This window comes from Bacillus sp. cl95 (assembly GCF_900115925.1).
Taxonomy (GTDB): Bacteria; Bacillota; Bacilli; order Bacillales; family Cytobacillaceae; genus Neobacillus_A.
In genome coordinates, this window is record NZ_FOYF01000006.1 from 82560 (window position 1) to 103453 (window position 20894).

General features: G+C 40.1%; 19 protein-coding genes. 5 read left to right on the plus strand and 14 right to left on the minus strand.

Going from position 1 to position 20894, the window contains the following annotated elements; all coding sequences use genetic code 11:
- Positions 1 to 30: 30 nt before the first annotated feature.
- From BMZ31_RS16100 to BMZ31_RS16120, 5 genes are all read right to left on the minus strand, one after another.
- The gene (locus BMZ31_RS16100; protein ID WP_090832955.1) at positions 31 to 1431 is read right to left on the minus strand and encodes a sigma-54 interaction domain-containing protein; all 1401 of its coding nucleotides are present in this window, start codon (positions 1429 to 1431) and stop codon (positions 31 to 33) included.
- 275 nt (positions 1432 to 1706) lie between these two features.
- Positions 1707 to 2492 carry a 3-hydroxybutyrate dehydrogenase gene (locus tag BMZ31_RS16105; RefSeq protein WP_090832956.1) on the minus strand — a complete coding sequence of 262 codons (786 nt, stop codon included), beginning with the start codon at positions 2490 to 2492 and terminating at the stop codon, positions 1707 to 1709.
- Positions 2493 to 2506: 14 nt separating this feature from the next.
- Positions 2507 to 3160: a 3-oxoacid CoA-transferase subunit B gene (locus tag BMZ31_RS16110; RefSeq protein ID WP_090832957.1), complete on the minus strand. Its 654-nt coding sequence runs from the start codon at positions 3158 to 3160 to the stop codon at positions 2507 to 2509.
- Positions 3161 to 3175: 15 nt separating this feature from the next.
- The gene (locus BMZ31_RS16115; RefSeq protein WP_090832958.1) at positions 3176 to 3877 is read right to left on the minus strand and encodes a CoA transferase subunit A; all 702 of its coding nucleotides are present in this window, start codon (positions 3875 to 3877) and stop codon (positions 3176 to 3178) included.
- Between the two features lie 56 nt (positions 3878 to 3933).
- Complete coding sequence (locus BMZ31_RS16120; protein WP_090832959.1) at positions 3934 to 5367, minus strand: GntP family permease; 1434 nt, start codon at positions 5365 to 5367, stop codon at positions 3934 to 3936.
- Positions 5368 to 5846: 479 nt separating this feature from the next.
- Here BMZ31_RS16120 and katA point away from each other — a divergent pair, with 479 nt between their 5' ends.
- A complete protein-coding gene (katA, locus tag BMZ31_RS16125; protein ID WP_090832960.1) occupies positions 5847 to 7304 on the plus strand; it encodes a catalase KatA in 1458 nt (485 codons plus the stop codon).
- Between the two features lie 49 nt (positions 7305 to 7353).
- Here katA and nadE read toward each other — a convergent pair whose 3' ends face one another.
- The 5 genes from nadE to BMZ31_RS16150 all read right to left on the minus strand — a co-directional run bounded on the left by nadE (position 7354) and on the right by BMZ31_RS16150 (position 11614).
- Positions 7354 to 8181, minus strand: coding sequence for an ammonia-dependent NAD(+) synthetase (nadE, locus tag BMZ31_RS16130; protein ID WP_090832961.1), 828 nt, complete (start codon positions 8179 to 8181; stop codon positions 7354 to 7356).
- A gap of 277 nt (positions 8182 to 8458) precedes the next feature.
- Complete coding sequence (locus BMZ31_RS16135) at positions 8459 to 8806, minus strand: VOC family protein (protein WP_090833162.1); 348 nt, start codon at positions 8804 to 8806, stop codon at positions 8459 to 8461.
- A gap of 101 nt (positions 8807 to 8907) precedes the next feature.
- Complete coding sequence (locus BMZ31_RS16140; protein WP_175478159.1) at positions 8908 to 9357, minus strand: SRPBCC family protein; 450 nt, start codon at positions 9355 to 9357, stop codon at positions 8908 to 8910.
- Positions 9358 to 9532: 175 nt separating this feature from the next.
- Positions 9533 to 9994, minus strand: a complete 462-nt coding sequence (locus BMZ31_RS16145; RefSeq protein WP_090832963.1) for a VOC family protein — start codon at positions 9992 to 9994, stop codon at positions 9533 to 9535.
- A 174-nt stretch (positions 9995 to 10168) separates the two neighbouring features.
- Positions 10169 to 11614: an HD-GYP domain-containing protein gene (locus BMZ31_RS16150; RefSeq protein WP_090832964.1), complete on the minus strand. Its 1446-nt coding sequence runs from the start codon at positions 11612 to 11614 to the stop codon at positions 10169 to 10171.
- 148 nt (positions 11615 to 11762) lie between these two features.
- Here BMZ31_RS16150 and BMZ31_RS16155 point away from each other — a divergent pair, with 148 nt between their 5' ends.
- From BMZ31_RS16155 to BMZ31_RS16170, 4 genes are all read left to right on the plus strand, one after another.
- Positions 11763 to 13292, plus strand: a complete 1530-nt coding sequence (locus BMZ31_RS16155) for an ATP-binding protein (protein WP_254778884.1) — start codon at positions 11763 to 11765, stop codon at positions 13290 to 13292.
- A 210-nt stretch (positions 13293 to 13502) separates the two neighbouring features.
- Positions 13503 to 14564 (plus strand): hypothetical protein, encoded by a 1062-nt coding sequence (locus BMZ31_RS16160; RefSeq protein ID WP_090832966.1) that lies wholly within the window; start codon positions 13503 to 13505, stop codon positions 14562 to 14564.
- Between the two features lie 76 nt (positions 14565 to 14640).
- Positions 14641 to 15327 (plus strand): response regulator transcription factor, encoded by a 687-nt coding sequence (locus BMZ31_RS16165; protein WP_090832967.1) that lies wholly within the window; start codon positions 14641 to 14643, stop codon positions 15325 to 15327.
- The gene (locus BMZ31_RS16170) at positions 15311 to 16765 is read left to right on the plus strand and encodes a HAMP domain-containing sensor histidine kinase (protein WP_254778886.1); all 1455 of its coding nucleotides are present in this window, start codon (positions 15311 to 15313) and stop codon (positions 16763 to 16765) included. Before BMZ31_RS16165 ends, BMZ31_RS16170 begins: the two co-directional genes overlap by 17 nt.
- A 219-nt stretch (positions 16766 to 16984) precedes the next feature.
- Here the strand turns inward: BMZ31_RS16170 and BMZ31_RS16175 are convergent, their stop codons facing one another.
- The 4 genes from BMZ31_RS16175 to BMZ31_RS16190 are packed head-to-tail and all read right to left on the minus strand — an operon-like array spanning position 16985 to position 20890.
- Positions 16985 to 17638: an ECF transporter S component gene (locus BMZ31_RS16175; protein WP_090833164.1), complete on the minus strand. Its 654-nt coding sequence runs from the start codon at positions 17636 to 17638 to the stop codon at positions 16985 to 16987.
- Positions 17639 to 17658: 20 nt separating this feature from the next.
- Positions 17659 to 19290, minus strand: coding sequence for an ABC transporter ATP-binding protein (locus tag BMZ31_RS16180; RefSeq protein ID WP_090832968.1), 1632 nt, complete (start codon positions 19288 to 19290; stop codon positions 17659 to 17661).
- Positions 19272 to 20150: an energy-coupling factor transporter transmembrane component T gene (locus tag BMZ31_RS16185; RefSeq protein WP_090832969.1), complete on the minus strand. Its 879-nt coding sequence runs from the start codon at positions 20148 to 20150 to the stop codon at positions 19272 to 19274. The genes BMZ31_RS16180 and BMZ31_RS16185 overlap by 19 nt, the downstream gene beginning before the upstream one ends.
- Before the next feature lie 14 nt (positions 20151 to 20164).
- The gene (locus BMZ31_RS16190; protein ID WP_090832970.1) at positions 20165 to 20890 is read right to left on the minus strand and encodes a DUF4430 domain-containing protein; all 726 of its coding nucleotides are present in this window, start codon (positions 20888 to 20890) and stop codon (positions 20165 to 20167) included.
- Between the last annotated feature and the right edge of the window lie 4 nt (positions 20891 to 20894).

Consider the following 20894-nt stretch of genomic DNA (forward strand, 5'->3'; position numbering starts at 1 on the left):
CTTTTTGTTTGAACTGTTAACTTAAGGTTCTTAAGAGATATGATGAATTTTACATTTTTCATAAAAGCTAGTCTTCCCAATTTGCAGAAGTTTGGCGGCTTCAAGCTTATTGCCGTTCGTTACTTCAAGCGCCTGTTGAATGGCCTGTTTTTCTACGTCTGCCATTGTATCCTTTAAAGGTCTTAATGGAAGTTCTTTTTCTTGTGGCGATGTCAATTGATTTTCGACTAATAATTCCTGGTCCTTTAAATATAATGGCAAATGGTGAAGTTCAACGACTGAATCATCAAGAACATTGATGGCCCGCTCGAGAACATTTTCAAGTTCACGGATATTCCCTGGCCAATCATGAGATTCTAATCTTGCGATGACTTCCCTTGATAAGTGCAAATGTTGACGATGGAACTTCTTCTCCAGCTTTTTTAGAAGGTTACTTGCAATCAATGCAATATCATTTTTGCGTTTTCTCAAAGGTGGAATTTCTATTTTTATGACATTCAAGCGATAATACAGGTCCTGCCTGAACTTTCCTTCTTCCACCATTTTTTCAAGATTTCGATGGGTCGCGGCGATAATACGTACATCTACAGGAATGGACGTCTGTCCACCTACCCGTTGAATTTCTTTTTCTTGAAGAACACGAAGTAGTTTGCTCTGCATCGGGAGCGGCATATCACCTACTTCATCGAGAAAAATCGTCCCATAGTTTGCTATTTGAAATTGACCTTTTTTACCGCCTTTTTTCGCCCCCGTAAAGGCTCCATCTTCATAGCCGAAGAGTTCTGATTCCAATAAATGTTCCGGAATCGACGCACAGTTGATCGGAACAAATGGAAACGATGCCCTCGCACTGTTACTATGTATCGCATGCGCAAATAATTCTTTACCAGTCCCCGATTCTCCTAATAGTAGAACGGCTGATTGGCTACCCGATATTCTTTCTGCAAGCATTTTTACGGCCTGGAAAGAGTTACTTTCCCCTATTAAGTCTTGAAAGCTATATTTACTTTTTAAATCTTTTTCAAGTTTAGTCTTATAGTATTTGAGCTCTTCAAGCAACGGCTGGATTTTTCTTTTATAATCCCACCAATCTTCAGGTGTACGGAACATTACCGTTCCTAATGCGCCAACTAATTCTCCTTCAACGATAAGCGGAAAACGATTTGCAATCATATCGCTCCCATTGATAGGATGAAGTGCCGCTATTTCTGCTTGACCTGTTTTTGCCACAATATGCATCCTGGTGTTGTCAATTATTTCTGTTACATGGCGGCCCGTAGCGAACTCGACCGTCGTTCCAAGAAATTCGCAATACTTTTCATTGATATAACAAATGACACCCTCACGATCCACCACTACAATTCGCTCTGCTGAGAGATTGATAATTTCCTGGAGCCAACTATAAGGGATATGTTCTATTCCAAGATTCATCACTTTTCTCACCTTTACCACTTTTTCTTAATATTATAACAAAGTGTTCCTTCTATTTACGAAATATAAGAAAAATAGGTATTGGGATAACTTTCTATTTAATTGTAAATATATTTCAATCTTGCGAAACAGACTCCCATTCTTGCAAAAGTGAGGAGGAATCTAGCGAAATTCACATGGAATTTTGCGAAAATATACTAGAATCTTGCGAAAGCCATTTTTCCTCCCAATTCACTCAAAATAGAAAAAGACCCAGCGCAAGCCGGGCCCAATTGTTATTGCACAGTATATCCGCCATCCAGGACAACAGCCTGCCCTGTGACGCCTTTCGCTTTATCACTCGCTAAGAACACAGCATAATCAGCAATCTCTGAAACGGCTAATAACCTTTTTTGTGGAACTAGCGGGAAGATGACATCTTCAATGACGCGATCCAGACTAACATTCCTTGTTACCGCCAAGTCTTTCAACTGATTTTGAACGAGTGGTGTATCCACATAGCCTGGACAAAGCGCATTTACCGTAATACCGTGGGCTGCTCCTTCTAAGGCAGCGACCTTCGTTAAGCCAATCACTCCATGTTTCGCGCTATTGTATGCTGCTTTACCAGCAAAACCAATTAAACCATTTATGGAAGCCATGTTGATCACACGGCCAAATCCTTGCTCCTTCATGATTGGGAATACATTTTTTATGCCAACAAAAGGCGCAGTGAGCATCACTTTAACCAAGAATTCGAATTTCTCAGTAGGAAACTCCTCAATAGGTGATACGTATTGTAAACCAGCATTGTTCACAAGAATATCCAGGCGCCCAAAGGTCTGATAGGCCTTTTCTAAACTATTCTTAAAAGCAACTTCATCTGTCACATCACATGGAGTTGCAATCGCTTCAAAGCCTTCTTCTACTAGCTTTGCTGCCACTGCTTCACTGCTTTGCACATTCAAATCCGAAATGGCAACCTTTGCACCCTCAAGAGCAAACGCTCGGGCGATTTCCAAACCAATGCCGCTGCCGGAACCTGTAATAAATGCTGTCTTACCTTCTAGAAGCTTTCCCATTGCTGCCCCTCCTTCTAATTGATTCTAGATAGTAACTGTGGGCTGATAGAAAATGCAGCCTCTGTTTTCGCTTGTACTTCTTCTAAAGTCGTACCTTCCTGCAATTCACATAGAACCATTCCATCTTCTGTAAAATCGAATACGGCCAACTCTGTAATTAAACGATGAACAACACGTCTTCCCGTCAAAGGTAGTGAGCATGCATCCTTCACCTTAGATTCACCATGCTTATTTACATGTTCCATGACAACGACCACTCTCTTTGCGCCATTGACAAGGTCCATTGCTCCGCCCATACCTTTAACCATTTTCCCAGGAATCATCCAGTTGGCAAGATCACCATTTTCAGATACCTCCATACCACCAAGAATAGCTAGGTCAATATGACCTCCACGAATCATCGCAAACGATTCGGCACTATCAAAATATGAAGCACCTTGAACAGCAGTCACAGTCTCTTTCCCTGCGTTGATTAAGTCTGCATCAACTTCACTTTCATCTGGATAGGGCCCGATTCCAAGCAAGCCATTTTCAGATTGTAAAAGGACACTGTAATCGGAAGGAATTTCATTCGCTACGAGCGTTGGCATCCCGATTCCTAAATTTACATTCATGCCATCTTCAATTTCTTTTACAGCACGTTTAATAATTTTCAAACGAACATCCATGGTTCATGACCTCCTTTAAACTCGGGCTACCGTTCTACGTTCGATACGTTTTTCGTAAGCTCCGCCATCCAGGACGTGTTGAACATAAATGCCTGGCGTATGAATTTGATTAGGATCAAGCTCTCCAACTGGAACGATTTCTTCCACTTCCGCAATTGTTACCTTACCAGCTGATGCTGCAAGTGGATTAAAGTTTCGAGCCGTTTTTCGGTAAATGAGATTACCAAGCGGATCGGCTTTCCATGCTTTAACAAGCGCAAAATCTCCGACAATCCCTTTTTCTAAAATAAATGTCTTCCCGTCAAACTCCTTATGCTCTTTCCCTTCTGCTATCGGCGTTCCCACACCTGTGGCCGTATAGAAACCAGGAATACCTGCTCCACCAGCGCGAATTCGCTCAGCAAGCGTACCTTGAGGCACAAGTTCGACCTCTAATTCCCCGCTTAAGAATTGCTGTTCAAAGATTTTATTTTCACCCACATAAGATGAAATCATCTTCTTGATTTGTTTGTTGGCAAGTAATAACCCAAGCCCCCAATCGTCGACACCGCAATTGTTGCTGACGATCGTCAAGTCCTTTACACCTTTGTCTCTCAAGGCTAAAATGGCTTTTTCAGGTATCCCGCACAATCCAAATCCGCCGACAATTAAGGTCGCTCCGTCTTGAATTCCTTCAATGGCTTTTTCAAAAGAAGTTAATAGTTTTCCATTTGCCATACTTCAGTCTCCTTTCAATAATCACTTTGGCCTTGTTCAAGCTTCAGAGAGAAGTCTTATTCGATGCCAAATAACGTGTAAAGTGCGATGATGAAGAATACCGCCAATGTCTTGATGATTGTGATGGCAAAGATATCACGATATGATTGCTTATGCGTTAATCCTGTAACCGCAAGTAATGTGATGACCGCACCATTGTGTGGGAGTGTATCCATACCACCCGATGCCATCGAAATAACACGGTGCATGACTTCTGGAGAAATATTGGCTGCCGCAATGGCCTTGTTATACGTTTCAGACATAGCACTTAATGCAATTCCCATACCGCCTGATGCTGAACCTGTGATACCAGCAAGCGTAGTCGTTGTTACTGCACCGTTAACAAGTGGGTTTGAGAAAGTTCCAGCGATTCCAGAACTAATGACTTTGAAGCCAGGTAAAGCTGCGATGACACCACCGAATCCGTACTCAGCAGCCGTATTCATCGTTGCCAATAACGAACCACCGATACTTGCATTCAAACCTTCTTTAAAGTTTTGCGTCACGCGTTTCCAATCGTATAGGATTGTCGCAACAATTCCGACGATCAACGCCATCTCAACAGCCCAAATCGCAGCAACAGTCGAAACATCCACTACACCAAGTGCTTCTAATCCAACCTTTTTAAAATCAAAGCCTTCTGGATACCATTTCGGAATTGCCGTTACAAAAACCTTATTCATAACTCCTACAAGAATTAGAGGAACAAATGCTAAAATTTGACGAGCAAGTGGCTGACTTGTAGATAGTTCTTGAAAAACTTCTTCTTTGCTTAGCTTTTCCGCTGCTGCAGCTGTTTCGCTGGCAAATCCAAAGTAACCTTCCCCTGCTCTTTCAGCCTTCTTACGACGAGATTCTAAGTAAAATAGTCCAACCGCGAGGACAAAAAGCCCTCCTAAAATTCCTAAAGTTGGTGCAGCATAAATATTTGTTTTGAAAAATGTAGTAGGAATAACATTTTGAATTTGTGGTGTTCCTGGTAATGCATCCATTGTAAACGTGAATGCACCTAGAGCGATGGTTCCAGGAATAAGCCTTTTTGGAATATTCGCTTCGCGGAACAATTGTGCTGCAAATGGGAAAATCGCAAACACGGCAACGAATAAACTCACACCGCTGTATGTTAGAATTGCACCTAAAAGAACGATGGCAAGAATGGCTCTTTTTGCACCAATTGCACGAACAATCGTTTTTGCGATTGATTCAGCCAATCCAGACATTTCAACAACTTTTCCAAAGATAGCTCCCAATAAGAAAACAGCAAAATAGTTCTTAATGAAGCCAACCATTTTTTCCATGAAGATGCTCGAAAAGAATGGGAGGACATAATCCGGTTCAGTCAATAAAACAGCAAAAAGTGCACAAATCGGAGCGAATAAAATAACTGAAAAACCGCGATATGCCACAAACATGAGAAGTCCGAGCGCTAATAAAATAACAATCAAGTCCATAGAGATCCCCCTTTAAGATAATTTTCTACTTAAAATAGAAAGCGGTTACAAAACATCTCTAACTCCTTTCCGCCAAGTTACATTACATAATCTATTTTGCAATTAACGTGCCAACTTTTCTGTTTTTTCTAAATAATACATCAACTAATTTCGAATTTCCCGTTAGAAGGCTTGGTTAACAAGTTATTTATAGTAATAACTTCATATTTTATACTTTCTAAATCCCTTAACATATTCCGTATTTCTGGAATTTTGTTTCACTATCATTTCCACAATTACGGAATTTCGGAATTTTATCAGGAAGAAAATGTAAGTCTTTTTATAGAGCTTGGATTTTGTCGAGAAATTTTCTTGTCCTAATAGGAATAATTTTTATTTATTTATAATAATTATAATTTAGCATTGCAATTCGATCGAAAAATGTTATCATCGTAATTGTAATGATTCTAATTTAATAATTAATATGGGGTGAAGCTGAGATGAGTAATAAAAATGGTCTTACTACAAGCTGGGGTGCTCCCGTTGGGGACAACCAGAATTCAATGACTGCTGGATCGCGTGGCCCAACATTGATTCAAGATGTTCATTTGCTAGAAAAGTTGGCCCACTTTAATAGAGAGCGTGTTCCAGAGCGCGTTGTTCATGCTAAAGGCGCAGGTGCACACGGCTATTTTGAAGTAACAAATGACGTAACAGAATATACGAAAGCTAAGTTCTTATCTCATCTTGGCAAGCGCACACCGCTTTTCGTTCGTTTTTCTACAGTTGCAGGAGAACTTGGTTCTGCTGACACTGTTCGTGACCCACGCGGTTTTGCAGTCAAATTTTATACAGAAGAAGGAAACTATGATTTAGTCGGAAATAATACACCTGTATTCTTCATCCGTGACGCAATCAAGTTCCCTGATTTTATCCATACACAAAAGCGCGACCCAAAAACACACTTAAAAAACCCAACAGCTATTTGGGATTTTTGGTCACTTTCGCCAGAATCACTGCATCAAGTAACGATTCTGATGTCAGATCGTGGTATTCCTGCAACTCTTCGTCATATGCACGGATTTGGCAGCCACACATTCAAATGGGTGAATGAACAAGGTGAAGGAGTGTGGGTAAAATTCCATTTTAAAACAGAGCAAGGCGTAAAGAATCTGGCTCCAGAAGTAGCGGCTCAAATTGCAGGAGAGAATCCTGATTATCATACAGAGGACTTATTTAATGCAATTGAAAAAGGTGACTTCCCTGCTTGGAAACTTTATGTGCAGATCATGCCGCTTGAGGATGCGAATACTTATCGTTTCGATCCATTTGATGTGACGAAGGTATGGTCACAAAAGGATTACCCTCTGGTTGAAGTGGGCCGAATGGTACTCAATAAAAACCCTGAGAATTATTTCGCTGAAGTAGAGCAAGCTACGTTTTCACCTGGCACACTAGTTCCTGGTGTTGAAGTATCTCCAGATAAAATGTTGCAAGGTCGCTTGTTTGCTTATCACGATGCTCATCGTCACCGTGTTGGAACCAATCATCAAATGCTACCAATCAATCGACCGCGCAACGAAGCAAACAATTATCAGCGTGACGGACAAATGCGTTTTGACAATAATGGCGGCGGTTCTGTCTACTACGAGCCAAACAGCTTTGGCGGACCTAAAGAAGTTGCTGAACATAAACCAAGTCCACTACCTGTTACTGGTGTAGCTGATAGCGTTGGATACGACCATAACGACCACTATACTCAAGCAGGTGATTTGTACCGCTTGTTATCGGAAGAAGAAAAGGCACGTCTAGTTGAAAACATCGTAGCAGCCATTAAACCTGTTGCTCGCGAAGATATTAAACTACGTCAAATCCAACACTTCTTAAAAGCAGACCCTGATTACGGCAAACGTGTTGCTGAAGGTCTTGGAATTGCCCTGCCACAGGAAGTGAAATAGTCTTAAAAGAAAAATGCCTGGATGCAATTGCAGCCAGGCATTTTGGTATTTAAGATTGTTTTTTCCACCATGTATCAAACATTGTAGCCGGTAAATGGCGCTTATGTTGTGAAACCAAGTAGCGATTCTCGATTTTTGCCGCATCTTCGTCAGGAATTTTCTTCCCTTCTAGGTAATCATCGATTTGGTCGTAGCTTAAACCAAGTTCAGTCTCATCAGCTTGCAGAGGCTTTTGATCAAGAAGGTCGGCAGTTGGCGTTTTTAAATATAAACGTTCACTTGCGCCCAATTCCTTTAATAATTCCCTTCCCTGCCGTTTGTTCAATCCTGAAAGCGGCAGTAAGTCTGCCCCTCCATCACCGTATTTAGTGAAGAATCCTGTAACGGCTTCCGCCGCATGGTCTGTTCCGATAACAAGCAAACCAACTTGGCCTGCAATGGCATATTGCGTCACCATACGAAGTCGTGCTTTTACATTACCTTTATTGAAGTCGGTCAACTCTTCACCTGCTGCTTCTAAATAGTTTGCCCCAAAGGAATGCACAGTCGCCTCAATATTAAAAGTGATGATATCATCAGGCTGGATGAAATCCAATGCTGCTTGTGCATCGTCTTCATCCTTCTGAACGCCATACGGTAAACGGACAGCAACAAACTTGGCTTCATGTCCTTCTGAACGAAGCTCTTCCACCGCCAGTTGTGCTAATCTACCTGCTAGTGTTGAATCCTGACCTCCACTAATTCCTAATACGAATCCTTTTGCTTTTGCTCCATGAAAATATTCTTTCAAAAAAGCGATCCTTTTCTTGATTTCTTCAATAGGGTCAACGGATGGCTTCACATCCAAGTCGCGAATAATTTGCTCTTGTAAATTCAATTCAACTACCTCCTGTCATGAAGCTCTCCATTAGGAACGGAAAAGCCACTCTCTTTATGATATGCCCAGTTTCAGCAGAACAAAAACTCTGTTTGCAAATAAGGGACTCCATGATTATTTTAATATTGTCTAAACACGGGAAATTAGTCAATTAATATGTATATAATCTTTTGAATGTGCAACGTTCACCCATATAAGTGGAATTCAGGAAGCTCCCTTTCCATGATTGCTTCTTCTATGAGAGACACCTAGTATAAAAGCTCTCATCAAAACTCTACTATTTCTCCCAAAGCTCAATTCTTCTTCCTTCTGGATCTTCAATCCAAATAAACTTTCCATATTCACTGTTTTCTTGTTCCTTCACAAGGTCTACACCCATTTCTTTAAGGTGCTTCATACTTTCCTCCAAGTTCTCAACTTGAAAGTTCAACATCACTTGCTGATTTTTTGGAAAATAGTTGTCATCCTCAGAAAAAAACGAAAATACTGTTTGGTTCCCCGATTGAGGCGTGATGATAGCCCCGTTCCAATTTTGTATATCAATCATTAAAACCTCACTGTACCACTTTTTTATAGCATCCAAGTTTTTAGTTCTCCAAAAGATGCCTCCAAAACCTTTGATCAACATCATAATCCCCCTTTATCAAAAATGGTATTTATACAATCACAATAACTTCCAACAACTCTCAAGTAAATTAGTAACTATCAGTATTTTTTGACATGATACTAATGAATTAATGATGCTCTCATGTTTTTAACACCATTTTCTAAATAACTCTTTAAACAACATAACATATAGACCCAGCCTTCCTTTTGACCAATCATTCTGGTTACCATTTCAGGGTCATCTGCTTTCAAACCTGATTCGTTCACTTCAATAATTGTGTTTATTTTTTTATCCAACTCTTTTAGAGTAATTGTCACAATCGTCTCTGTATTATTTCCCCCTCCCCAGGAAAACACAATTTTCTTGTTTTCTTCGATTTCTAATACATTTATATCCCCTTCTGCTTCGTATTCTTCATATCTTAATGTGACAGTCTTGCCTTGTTGCCATCTTTCAGAACTTGACGAGAACCAAAAGTTCCCGATTTTCTCAGGATCTACTATGGCTTCAAATACCTCATGAGCTGGCTTTAATATCTTTAATTTCGTCTTTACTCTAGTATCCAAAATAAAATCAACTCCCTTTCACAACATTTACTTAATTCTTCCGTTACATCATTAAGTTATACATCAAAAAGTTTCGTTACTTTTATGGTACTTATTGAACTAGATTCCTGTGATACAATTGTTTACTTCCACAAAAAAGCGCATGAATCCTTCTTGGACTATGCACCAATATATTTTATTATGAGATACGATGTAATTTTTCCCACTCACTTAGCGAAAGGAAAATTTGATCAATATCATTTCTCGGACCTTCAGGTAATACCGCCAGAAACTCAAGCCTATTGCCATCATAATCATTAAAGAATACGGAAGCACTACCTAACCATGGGTATACCATCGGTTCTTCAATACTTGCCCCTTCCCAACCTGGAAGGATGGTGATGTTTCTTTCTTTTAGAAAAGAAATCATGTTCATTAAATTATTTATATCAATGCGAAAAGCCATGTGACGTAAATTAGGATTCTCTCTCTCAACAATTGAAATCATTGAAAGAGCTTCCTTTCCCATTGTGTAAAAGGCCCTTCTTCTTCCTTCTTCAAACAATCCTAGATTTAGACCCAGTTTCTCATAAAACTCCATAGATTCCTTTAGGTTCTTTACCTCTAAATGAGTTTCAAAGATTCCTTCAATCATACTCATGACCATTTCCTCCCAATGTTATAATTCTATCCTCATTTTAATAGTCCACTGCAAATCTAACATTGGAAATTAGACTTAACTTGTTCTCAGACAAAAGACTGAGTATATAATTACTAAATAAAAAAAGCTGTGAGCCATAAATAGGATGTGCCCACAACTTCTTTGAATCTTAAATTAAAAAGTAGAAATTAATTCGCTCGTTGTCTGTTCATTAATCTTTTTAGTTGGATATAGGTAAACTTCAGGATTACGTTCGCAAAGGTTGATCCATGCATCCACACAAACAGGATCGAAATGCTTCTCTTTTTGCTCTATCAAAAATTCAATTGCTTTCCCGTGTTCCCAGCCTTTCCGATAGGCCCTGTCAGAAGTAAGGGCATCATAAACGTCTGCTACAGCAGTAATACGTGCCAACATTGGAATGTCTTTCCCACTTAGCTGATCAGGATATCCGCTTCCATCCCATTTTTCATGGTGAGATCGGATAATGCCTAACTCTTCTTTCATGATACCTAGTTCTCTGCACAACTCATAACCGACAATGGGATGCTCTTCAATGATCTTACGCTCTCCCAGGGTAAGTTTGCCAGGCTTGTTCAAAATCGAATCTGGAATTTCTACCTTGCCAACATCATGCAGTAAAGTTCCTTGTGCCAGTGCACGCAGTTGATCAGGCTTCAGTCGAAGCTCATCAGCAAGATTTAAAGCATACATCGTTACCCTGAATGTATGCCCAGCGGTATACGAATCCTTCTTTTCCGTTGCAAGTATTAGTGATTTTACACTTGGCGACATACTGCCTGTCACCCTCTCGAATGGATCATTGGTAAACAAAGCCCTAACTCCAGCAGCTAAATTTCCTTTTACTCCATATTGCTTGATCAGACCAGCTAACATGACAATCATGGATGCTAACAGTAAATAATGATAAATCCACCAAGAAATATTCCAAGGCTGCCCACCTATCATGATCAACTGAGAGATACTGATCCATCCAGAACTATACACAATGGCTATTTGAAGAGGAAACCTTGAAAAACGGTAAGACTGATAATAGCGATACATCGTAATACCGTTCAATCCCAGTAAAATGAACGTTATAAAATAATTAATTGGTTGAACTGTTAATGGGATGAAATGTACTAAATGAGGAAAGAACCAACCTGTTCCACTAAAAACAGCTAACATGAGAGTCCAAATAGGAATCAAGGAACGCTGAAATTTTGATAGGACACTTATGAATTTGTGGTCTGTTGGCAAAGAAGATAACCAAAGCCAAATTGTCGCAAGCAACATGCTTAATTGTGCGGCAGCTCCCATTAAATGATTCGTGTTTAAAAGGAATTCTGGTGTGGAGAGACCGTGAACAGAAAACATTTCTGCGAGCGAAATAAAAGATAATGACAAGAAACCAATTTTTATATTCCTGACCCGGTAACCTGCGATCCCTACAGCAATCGCTATTCCCATGGCAAATAATGCAACGATACTCACGACGTAAAAATGTTCAATCGGCGTACCGATACTTTTGTCTTGAAAAATACCTAATCTAAAACATTCAAAAATAAGATAAGGAAAAGCGATTATGAGAAAGTGTGGAATGAAATGAGATTTTTTCATCTTGATCTCCGTTTACTTTTTAGACTGATAGCTACATAATAACATATTGTTAATTCTGAAAAGATAAAAAAATGCAGGAAATTTGCTGATTCATGTTGAAAGTTATTACTTATGGAAATTCCGTATAACTTATATTGATGAGGGATAAATGATGGACCTAGATATCGAACGGATTGGCAGGAAGATCAAACAGAAAAGCACTTTTATTGCCTTAGAAACGATGCATCGTCAAACAGAGGACAATCCAATTCATTACTTTACTGAAAAATTGAAAGAAGATGAATGGCAACAAATCTTTTCTTTTATCGGAGAGTACTTGATTACGAGAGACGAATCAATCAAACAATGCTTAATTGATTGGGCAAACCAAATCGGGAAAAAAGCCGTTGGGACATTCGTAAGCTTTGACCTTGCCGTGCATTATCTCTCATTATCAAGAACTTACATACTAGAAATGATGGAAGAGGAATTTGATAACGGAAAACTATCGACCAAATCATTGTTTGAGATTATTAAGATTGTAGAACCACTCATCAATCTTGTTTCAAAAACAATCATTAACCATTATGATGATAGTTTGTTAACAACAAGATTTGCTTTGGATGAATCTAATGAGGATCTAAGAATTACATTAAGAGAACTATCAGATTTAAAGAAAGCATTAAATGAAGCAACCATTTTTGCGGTAACTGATAAAGATGACCGTATCATTTATGCAAATGATAAATTCTGTAAAATCACTAAGTACTCGAAGGAAGAACTGCTTGGTCAGAATCATTCCATATATAATTCAGGTTATCATTCTGAAGAATTTTTCCAAGAGATATTAAGAACGATTCGATCAGGAAAAGTTTGGAAGGGTGAAATTCTCAACCAAGCAAAGGATGGAACAAAATATTGGGTCGATACGACGTTCGTTCCTTTTGTCGATGAAGATGGCCAAACTTATCAACATATTTCCATCCAATACGACATTACGGAGAAGAAAGCTGCAGAAGAGTCGCTCCATAAAGCAGAAAAACTATCAATGGTCGGAGAACTGGCTGCTGGGATTGCTCATGAAATACGTAATCCACTGACCACGATTAAAGGATTCGTACAGCTATTAAGTCAATCCCAAGAAAATCCTCCCTCGTTGTATTCCGACATTGTACTTGAAGAAATCGACCGCATTAATTTTATCGTAAGTGAATTCATGGTTTTCGCCAAACCACATACCTACTATTTCAGCAAATGCAATATTACAGAAATAGTCCTAAGTGTCATCAAGTTGCTGGAAGCTGAAACCAATCTAAAAAACGTTGTCATCGATTATGATTTCCCTCCTGGAGAAATCACTGTTTATGGGGAGCGAAATCAGTTAAAACAAGTATTTTTAAACATCATCAAAAATGGAATAGAAGCCATGCCTGTTGGCGGGAGAATTGCCATCAAAGTAAACGCAACTGATAAAGATATCTCCATTTCCATTACCGACGAAGGACTTGGCATGAATGAAGAACAAATAAAACGCATAGGCGAACCCTTTTACACAACAAAAGAAACAGGTAACGGCCTTGGGCTAATGGTGAGCCATAAGATTATCCATCATCATAAAGGGATCATCAAGGTTGATAGTGAACTAAATAAAGGAACGACATTCACCATAACACTTCCTCTTCAAAAAGAGATCGGCTGATAGCTGATCTTTTTTCGCGTTTTTAAGCGTTTGACACCTACCTGACACATTCACAACCTCGGACTCCTTTACAGATTGAAATAAAATTTTCTATTTAATCTAATAAAGTTTTATCCTGACATTTTCCTGACACATTGCCTTGATAAATTATGAGTAAGAAGTTCAGCAAGAGCTTTTTACAACAATACAAGTACTTAGGAGGAAAATATCATGAAAAAGTCAGTTTTAGGATTAACGGTTGCAGGAGCATTATTATTCGGAGCTTACACTACTACATCTTTCGCAGCAAAGTCGGACACTCCGGTGGGAGCTGTCGCAGAGAAAGTATTCAAATGGGATGTTGGAAAAGGATTTGGTCACAAAGGATTTGCAGTTGATTCAGAAGAGCTAATCGCAAAAGCGAAAGAATTGGGTATTAAAACATCCGGTAAAGATGCTGAAACGCTAATGAAAGAAATCCGTGAAGTCCAGCTGAAGAAAGAAGCAAAAGAACTTGGCATTAAGACTACTGGAAAAGATGTTCAAACATTAGCAGAAGAAGTAGCCCTTGCCAGAGTTCAAGCTGAAGCGAAAGAATTAGGGATTAAAACAACTGGAAAAGACATTCAAACACTTCATGAGGAAATCCGCTCTGCCAACTTGAAGAAAGAAGCTAAAAAACTTGGTGTATCCACAGATGGCAAAGACGAGCAAACCATCATGCAGGAAATCCGCACAGCCACTCTTAATAAAAAAGCTAAAGAATTAGGTGTTTCCTCAGAAGGCAAAGATCTACAAACACTTTCTCAAGAAGTATTCACTGCATCTGTAAAGAAAGAGGCAGCGAAATATGATATTACTGTGGAAGGTAAGGATATTCGCGAAGTGGCGCAAGAAGTAATGACAGCAAAGGTGAAAAAAGAAGCTAAGCAATATGATGTCACGATCGACGGGAAAACGATCAGACAAATTGCGGCTGAAGTACAAGAGAAGAAAATCACAAAACTGGCAAAAGAACTAAAAATCGATACAAAAGATAAATCCGTCCACGAATTGATAAAAGCAATCAAGGACAAAGATTCCGATAAACTTGATGCATTGCTAAATGAAGACGGATTCGGTTTCAAAATGAAAGGCATGGGTCACGATGGTTTTGGTGGTAAACACGGCATGGGTATGGGGCATGGCGGCTGTAAAGGCATGGGACATGAAGGCGGACATGGTGGCATGCAGTCTGGACCAGGAATGGATGAAGTTACAGGAGCCGAGGCAACATCTTTCAATAATTTTTAGATATAAATGTTAATAACTTAATCCCCGGTACAATTACGGGGATTTTTCTTGTATATTGGAAGTAGGAGGTCGTGCTATGAAAAAGATCCTTGTCGTTGAAGATGAGATTTCCATATCGAAGGTTTTAACCGTCTACTTACAGCGTGAAGGCTATCAAGTATTGCAAGCTTATGACGGTAGTGATGCAGTAATGATTTTTGCTGATGAGCAGCCGAACCTTGTGCTTTTGGACATAATGCTGCCTAATATGGACGGTTGGACAGTCCTTGAAGAAATCCGGAAAATGAGCGCTTGTCCAGTGATCATGCTTACCGCACTTGGAGATATTGATTATCGCCTAAAAGGACTCAATCAAGGTGCAGACGATTACATATCCAAACCCTTCATCGGGGAAGAAGTCGTTGCGAGGGTAAACGCGGTCATGAGACGTTCTAGTATTGCACTTGAAGCAGCTAACATCCGACAATTCGGCGGCTTAAAAATAAATATTGATTCACATGAAGTAAGTATAAATGGTGCGACAGTGAATTTAACACCACGAGACCTTTCATTACTTCTTTTTTTATCAGAACATCCAAACCGTACTTTTACACGGGAAGACTTAATCGAACACGTATGGGGCATGGATTATGATGGTAGTGACAGAGCGGTGGATTTAGCCATAAAACGCATCCGCCAAGTTCTCGAACCATGGCCAACAACACAAGGTGAAATTCGCACGCTAAGAGGATTGGGGTATCAATTCAGTGTTTACGATAAATAATGACAATTCAGATGGGAAAATCATTTTTCCAAAAAAAAGCAGGACAACTTTATTGCGTTATTGGACAACCAGGTACTTATTTACATTATTAATTGGGTTGCTGATTTTAGGTGCTGGTTCGATTTGGTGGATTCAAAAAACTACGTTAGAACACCGTCTAAATTTAATGGAATATTTGGCTAACGAGACGGCAGACCGCGTCGTTCAACAAAATGGAAATATAGGATTTGATCCTTTTTTTAATAAGATGCTTGAGGATCGTTCGAGGCTGCTTCAGCTTGAAAAGGAGCCGATGGTACTGATCAGCAGTGTAGATGGTGAAATCTTGACCAATAAAAAGCGGATGCACTCAGGTCCAAAAGACAATCATCCCCTCCTTCTAAAAAGAATCCCTTCCGAAGTTTTAAGCAGCGAAGAAACCATTCAAAAGCTGCAAATAGTGAATTCTAAGGAAGTTTATCTCGTTAAATCGCCAATTGTTTTTGATGATGAACCGGTCGGTTGGGTATTTGTCATGCAAAATGCGGATGACTTAAAAAATGTGAATCAGGAATACAGATTGTTGATTATTCTGCTAGTAGGGCTTGGAATGCTCGGTTGGAGCATCATCTACCTCCTTTCACGAAAAATAGCACAGCCAATCCAAGAGGTTTCTAAAGCTGCAAAGCTCGTGGCAGAGGGAAATTACGATATATTATTGAATACCAGCGGTAATGAGTTGGAAATAAACGATCTTATTACTTCTTTTAAAGAAATGGCTGAACGTTTAATGCAGCTTGAAAAATTACGAGCTGAACTTTTGGCGGGTGTGACCCACGATTTGAAAACGCCTATTACGGCAATTAGTGGACTTGTCCAAGCAGTTCGTGACGGGGTCGTCGATGGAGAAGAAAAGACTGAATTCCTAGATATTACCATGAAAGAAATATACCGCATGCAAACGATGATTTCGGATTTACTTGATTTTAATTCCTTATCTGCAGGAGCGGTCACTATTCGTCCGGAAGATTGTAACTTGAACGATATGATTTCCGATATTGTGAAAGATTGGGTTAAAACACAGGAAAATAATTTTGATTATGAAACGATACTGCCTGAGGATACGGTTTATCGTACAACGGATCCGCTTCGCCTTCAGCAGATTCTGATTAATTTACTAAATAACGCATATCAATCTTTGCAAAATGAGCCACGGAAAATTACCGTCACCCTTACCGAAGAAGGTATTCGAGTAACGGATACTGGTAGTGGCATTCCTGAAGCCGAGCGAAAGTTCATTTTCGAGAGGTTCTTCCGAGGAGAAAATAAAAAACTTAAAGTACGGGGTCTTGGACTTGGATTACCATTTAGCAAGATGCTCGCCAAGGCACTTGGTGCGGATTTGTTTTTAGAAGAGAGTTCAGATGAGGGCAGTACATTTTTTATAAAATGGATGTAGCGAGAACGGTCCATCGTGGATGGCCGTCCTTTCTTTTTTATATGAGTTTGTGTTCAAAAAAGGATAGGTGCGAGTAGAATATAGAATTGCGCGAGTAAAAGTGCGATTTACCCCAAGTAAACCAAACAGTTACACAATAACCTCCCCACTCACCATTTGAAATAAAAAAACCAATAGCAAAAACCCACTATTGGTGTAATTTCTCCACAATAAAACTCATCAACGTTCCAACAAACCATACTTACTCTTAAATCTCATCAATATTTTGAGCCAAGTACCGCTAAAAACAAGCAAAAAGAATACATTTGACACGGCGTGCATGGAATCGAATAATACGCTTGCCCCGAAATAGGTGATAAACGTTTTATAATCAAGCGGAACGCCAGATTGGATAAAACTTAGCAATCCCCAAACATTCATGATTAACCCAAACAAGAATCCCCACACAATACCAAAGAAGATTCTTCCATATTTATTGTTCATAACAGGCGTTTTGCGAAGCAATCCCGCTGTCATCCCTACCAGCCCCCAGGCTACCATTTGCCATGGCGTCCAAGGACCTTGACCAAGAATCATATTCGATGCAAGTGCTGCAACCGCTCCAATCAAAAAACCACTTTCCGAGCCGAACACAAAGCCCGACATCATAATGATGAAAGTCGTCGGCTGCACACTTGGGATGCTCGCAAACGGAATTCGCCCCACAGCGGCAATCGCGGCTAATACTGCTATCAGTACTAATTCACGGGGTTCGACTTTTCTTTTTTCAAAACGGATAAGAAACATAAGGAGTGACAAACCTACCATGGCAAAGCTTAGCCATAAATATGACTCTTCCCACTTCACCGAGACAAGCAGGAAGCCAGCAATCATCACAAGTAAAATGATCACTCCTAGAATTCTTTTACTTTGCACCGCTCAATCGCCTCCTTGAGGGTAACGACATTCTGATTGGGCAGACCTCGCAACAGTCTTTGAATCATCGTCGTATAAAAGAAGTTGCCTTGGAAGAAATCACTTGGCGCCGCCTCGGCAGTTATCTTCCCTTGAAAAATCAAACCGCAACGGGTTGCGTACTGCGCAGCAAACTCAACATCATGAGTGGATAATAAGATAGATGTTCCCTCTTTACGAAGTTGTTCTAAAATAAGTGCAAGCTTCCCTTTGGAAATAGGATCAAGCCCTTTCGTTGGCTCGTCTAATAGGAGAATTTCTGGTTTTCTAAGAAGGATGCAGGCCAGCGCAGCTTTTTGCAGCTCTCCTCCGCTCAAATCATAAGGATGGCTTTCTAAAAGATGACCAATCTCAAGCTCATCAACAATCTTCGAAACAAATACCTTATCCCTTACATCCCAAAGCTCCATAGTCATCTCTATTTCTTTTTGAACACTATCTTCGATAAAAAATAACTTTGGATTTTGCGGTAAATATCCGATCTGTCGGGAAAGTTCTTTTTTTCGATACGACTTTAATGGTTGATTATGTAAAGTGATCTTTCCTTTTACCGGTTTCCAAACTCCGCACATCAACTTAAGGAAAGTCGATTTACCTGCTCCATTTCCACCTAACAGTGCGTAAATTTCACCTTTTTGAAGAGTAAAGGACATTTCGTTTAGCACCATTTCTGTATCATGGTTATACCGATAGTAAATATCCTTTGCTTTCATAATTTCATCGCCACAGCATGATTCTTTTAGTGCCTTCGGATAAAACTCCAACTTGGTGGCTTGTTGTCTTCCCGCTTTTACCGTAAGAGGAAGGTTATCATTAGGTGAAACACTCAAAAAAAGTGATGGGATGGTTGGAACATATACTTTCCGTGGTGTATTCCAGATTTCTTCAATCACTTCTGTTGGTGCACCATTATGAATGATTTCACCCGACTTCATCATCACAATTTGATCCGCAAGCGTGAAAACTTCTTCTAAACGATGCTCTGCCATAATGATTGTCATTCCGAACTCCTCATTCAATCGGACCAGCATGTCGAGAAGTTCTCTTGAACTGACAGGATCAAGTTGAGCTGTCGGTTCGTCTAACAATAAGATATCCGGTTGCATCAATAACACGGAAGCAAGATTCATCTGTTGTTTTTTTCCACCTGAGAGCTCATGTGTTTTTCGATTTAACAGCGATTCTGCCCCAAAGAAACCAACCATTTCGGCCACTCGGCTCCGCATTTCGTTTGTTGGCAAACCGAGGTTCTCTAGTCCAAATACCATTTCGTGAAGGAAGTCATCGGAAACTATTTGATTTTCAGGATCCTGAAACACAAAACCCACATCGTTCCCACGACTCTCTGCCCCACCTTCTTCCCCAGTTGATACGAAGATTTCCCCGGAAAACTCACCGTGTGGTCTGATTTCCTCTTTTAATAAGCGGAGCATGGTACTTTTACCGCATCCAGAGGGACCACAAAGCACAACAAACTGTCCTTTATTAACCTTCAGTGAAACGTCTTTTAACGCGGGCTTGTCTGAGTTCGGATAGGTAAATGACACGTTGTTTAGTTGAATAATTTCCATCGGACTTTGCCCCCTATTTCAATCAAAAGCGGAAAACTGAGAAACATCATATATGTTATCAAAAAGACAATCTCATTTCCTTGCAGACTTATTTTTTCCATAAGCGGATAAATGACTAATTGACCATGGCCGATGAAACGCCCATAAAACACGATGACCAGCAAGAGAATCAGAAAAAACATGCTGGCAATGTCGATCTTATTAAGAATAAAAAAATCATAGCTTGTGCGCTTTTTCTGACCATAACCCCTTGCTTTCATGGAGTCAGCTGTTTGTATAGCCTCCTCTAAGGAAAAGGTGAGAAGGACTTGAATGTATTGCATGCCAATGCGGGCTTTTGACCGCCACGTTCCTTGTGCGAGAGATAAACCTTTGCTGCTCTGGACGACCGTGATTTCCTCTAGCCTCCGGCGCATAAGCGGGATGAATCGCAATGTAAGCATCAGCAACACGGCAAATTGCGGAAGAAGCTTTGAAAAGAGGAATAGCAGTTTATTAGGAGTCATGACCAAGTTATATGATACAAAAAGTGCAATTACTCCCATGATTGATAGTGCTGTCATCCCTCCATAAACAACTGCCTCTAAAGTAATATGATGTTCACTAACGACAAATAAGACGTGGCGCCCCCGTTCATTAAAAAGCGGATTAAATAGGAAAATCAAACTCCCACTCATCACCATGAAAATTAACCATTGTTTCAGTCCTTTGAAACGGTCTTGGACAAAATGGATGAATAAGATAACCACAAAAGCTGCACCTGAAAAAATCGGGTGCAGCAATAAGATGAGCAAGGTTAACGCCCCTGCATAATATATGAAATTCACAATCGGATGTAGTCGTTCGAATCTATTTTCCATTGGAGTTTCTCCGTTTACTTTTCAGTATAAAGCCATTGAATGCTGTCTCCGTCTTTCACTTTGACCGTGCCAGCACTTTTACCAAGACTCGTTCCATTTAGCTTGCCAATCCAGCCACTTTTCGCACCGTAATCGAATTCATATATGTTATCAATCCCAGCCACATAGGCGGTTGCTCCGCTTCCACTATAATCAAGCTGGATATTTCGTTTTCCTGTTAACTGAACGAGCACATCTAAGACTGTGGCTCCTTCTTTAAAGGTAACTTTCGTTGCCCCTAAGATGGTTCCACGGTCACTCGGTCCGACAATTGAAACTGTGACAGCCATCTCAGGTGCAGCTGGTTTCGCAGCAGGCTTTTGCGTTGGAGTCGGAGTAGTCGTTGCAGGTTGTTGTGTTGTTGGCTGTTGCTTAGTCGGTGCTGTCGCAGGTGCTGGCTGCTTTGCCGTCTGGGCAGCAGGTTTTGACTGAACCGTTGTATTGTCAGGAACTGAGGTTGTTTCTTTATTTTCAGTTGCTTCAGTCTTTGCAGGTGCCTCGGAAACAGGAGAATCTTTTGCAGGAGAAGTTGCTTCCGTTTTTTTCTCATCCTTGTTCTTTTCCTCGGATTCCTCAACTTTGGAAACCATCTTTTTCTCTTCAGAAATATGGCCTTTCTCAGCTTCTGAACTGCAGCCAGCTAAATTGAAACAGAGAACAATAGCCAGAATGATCGCTGCAAATTTCATCCATCGTTGCATATCT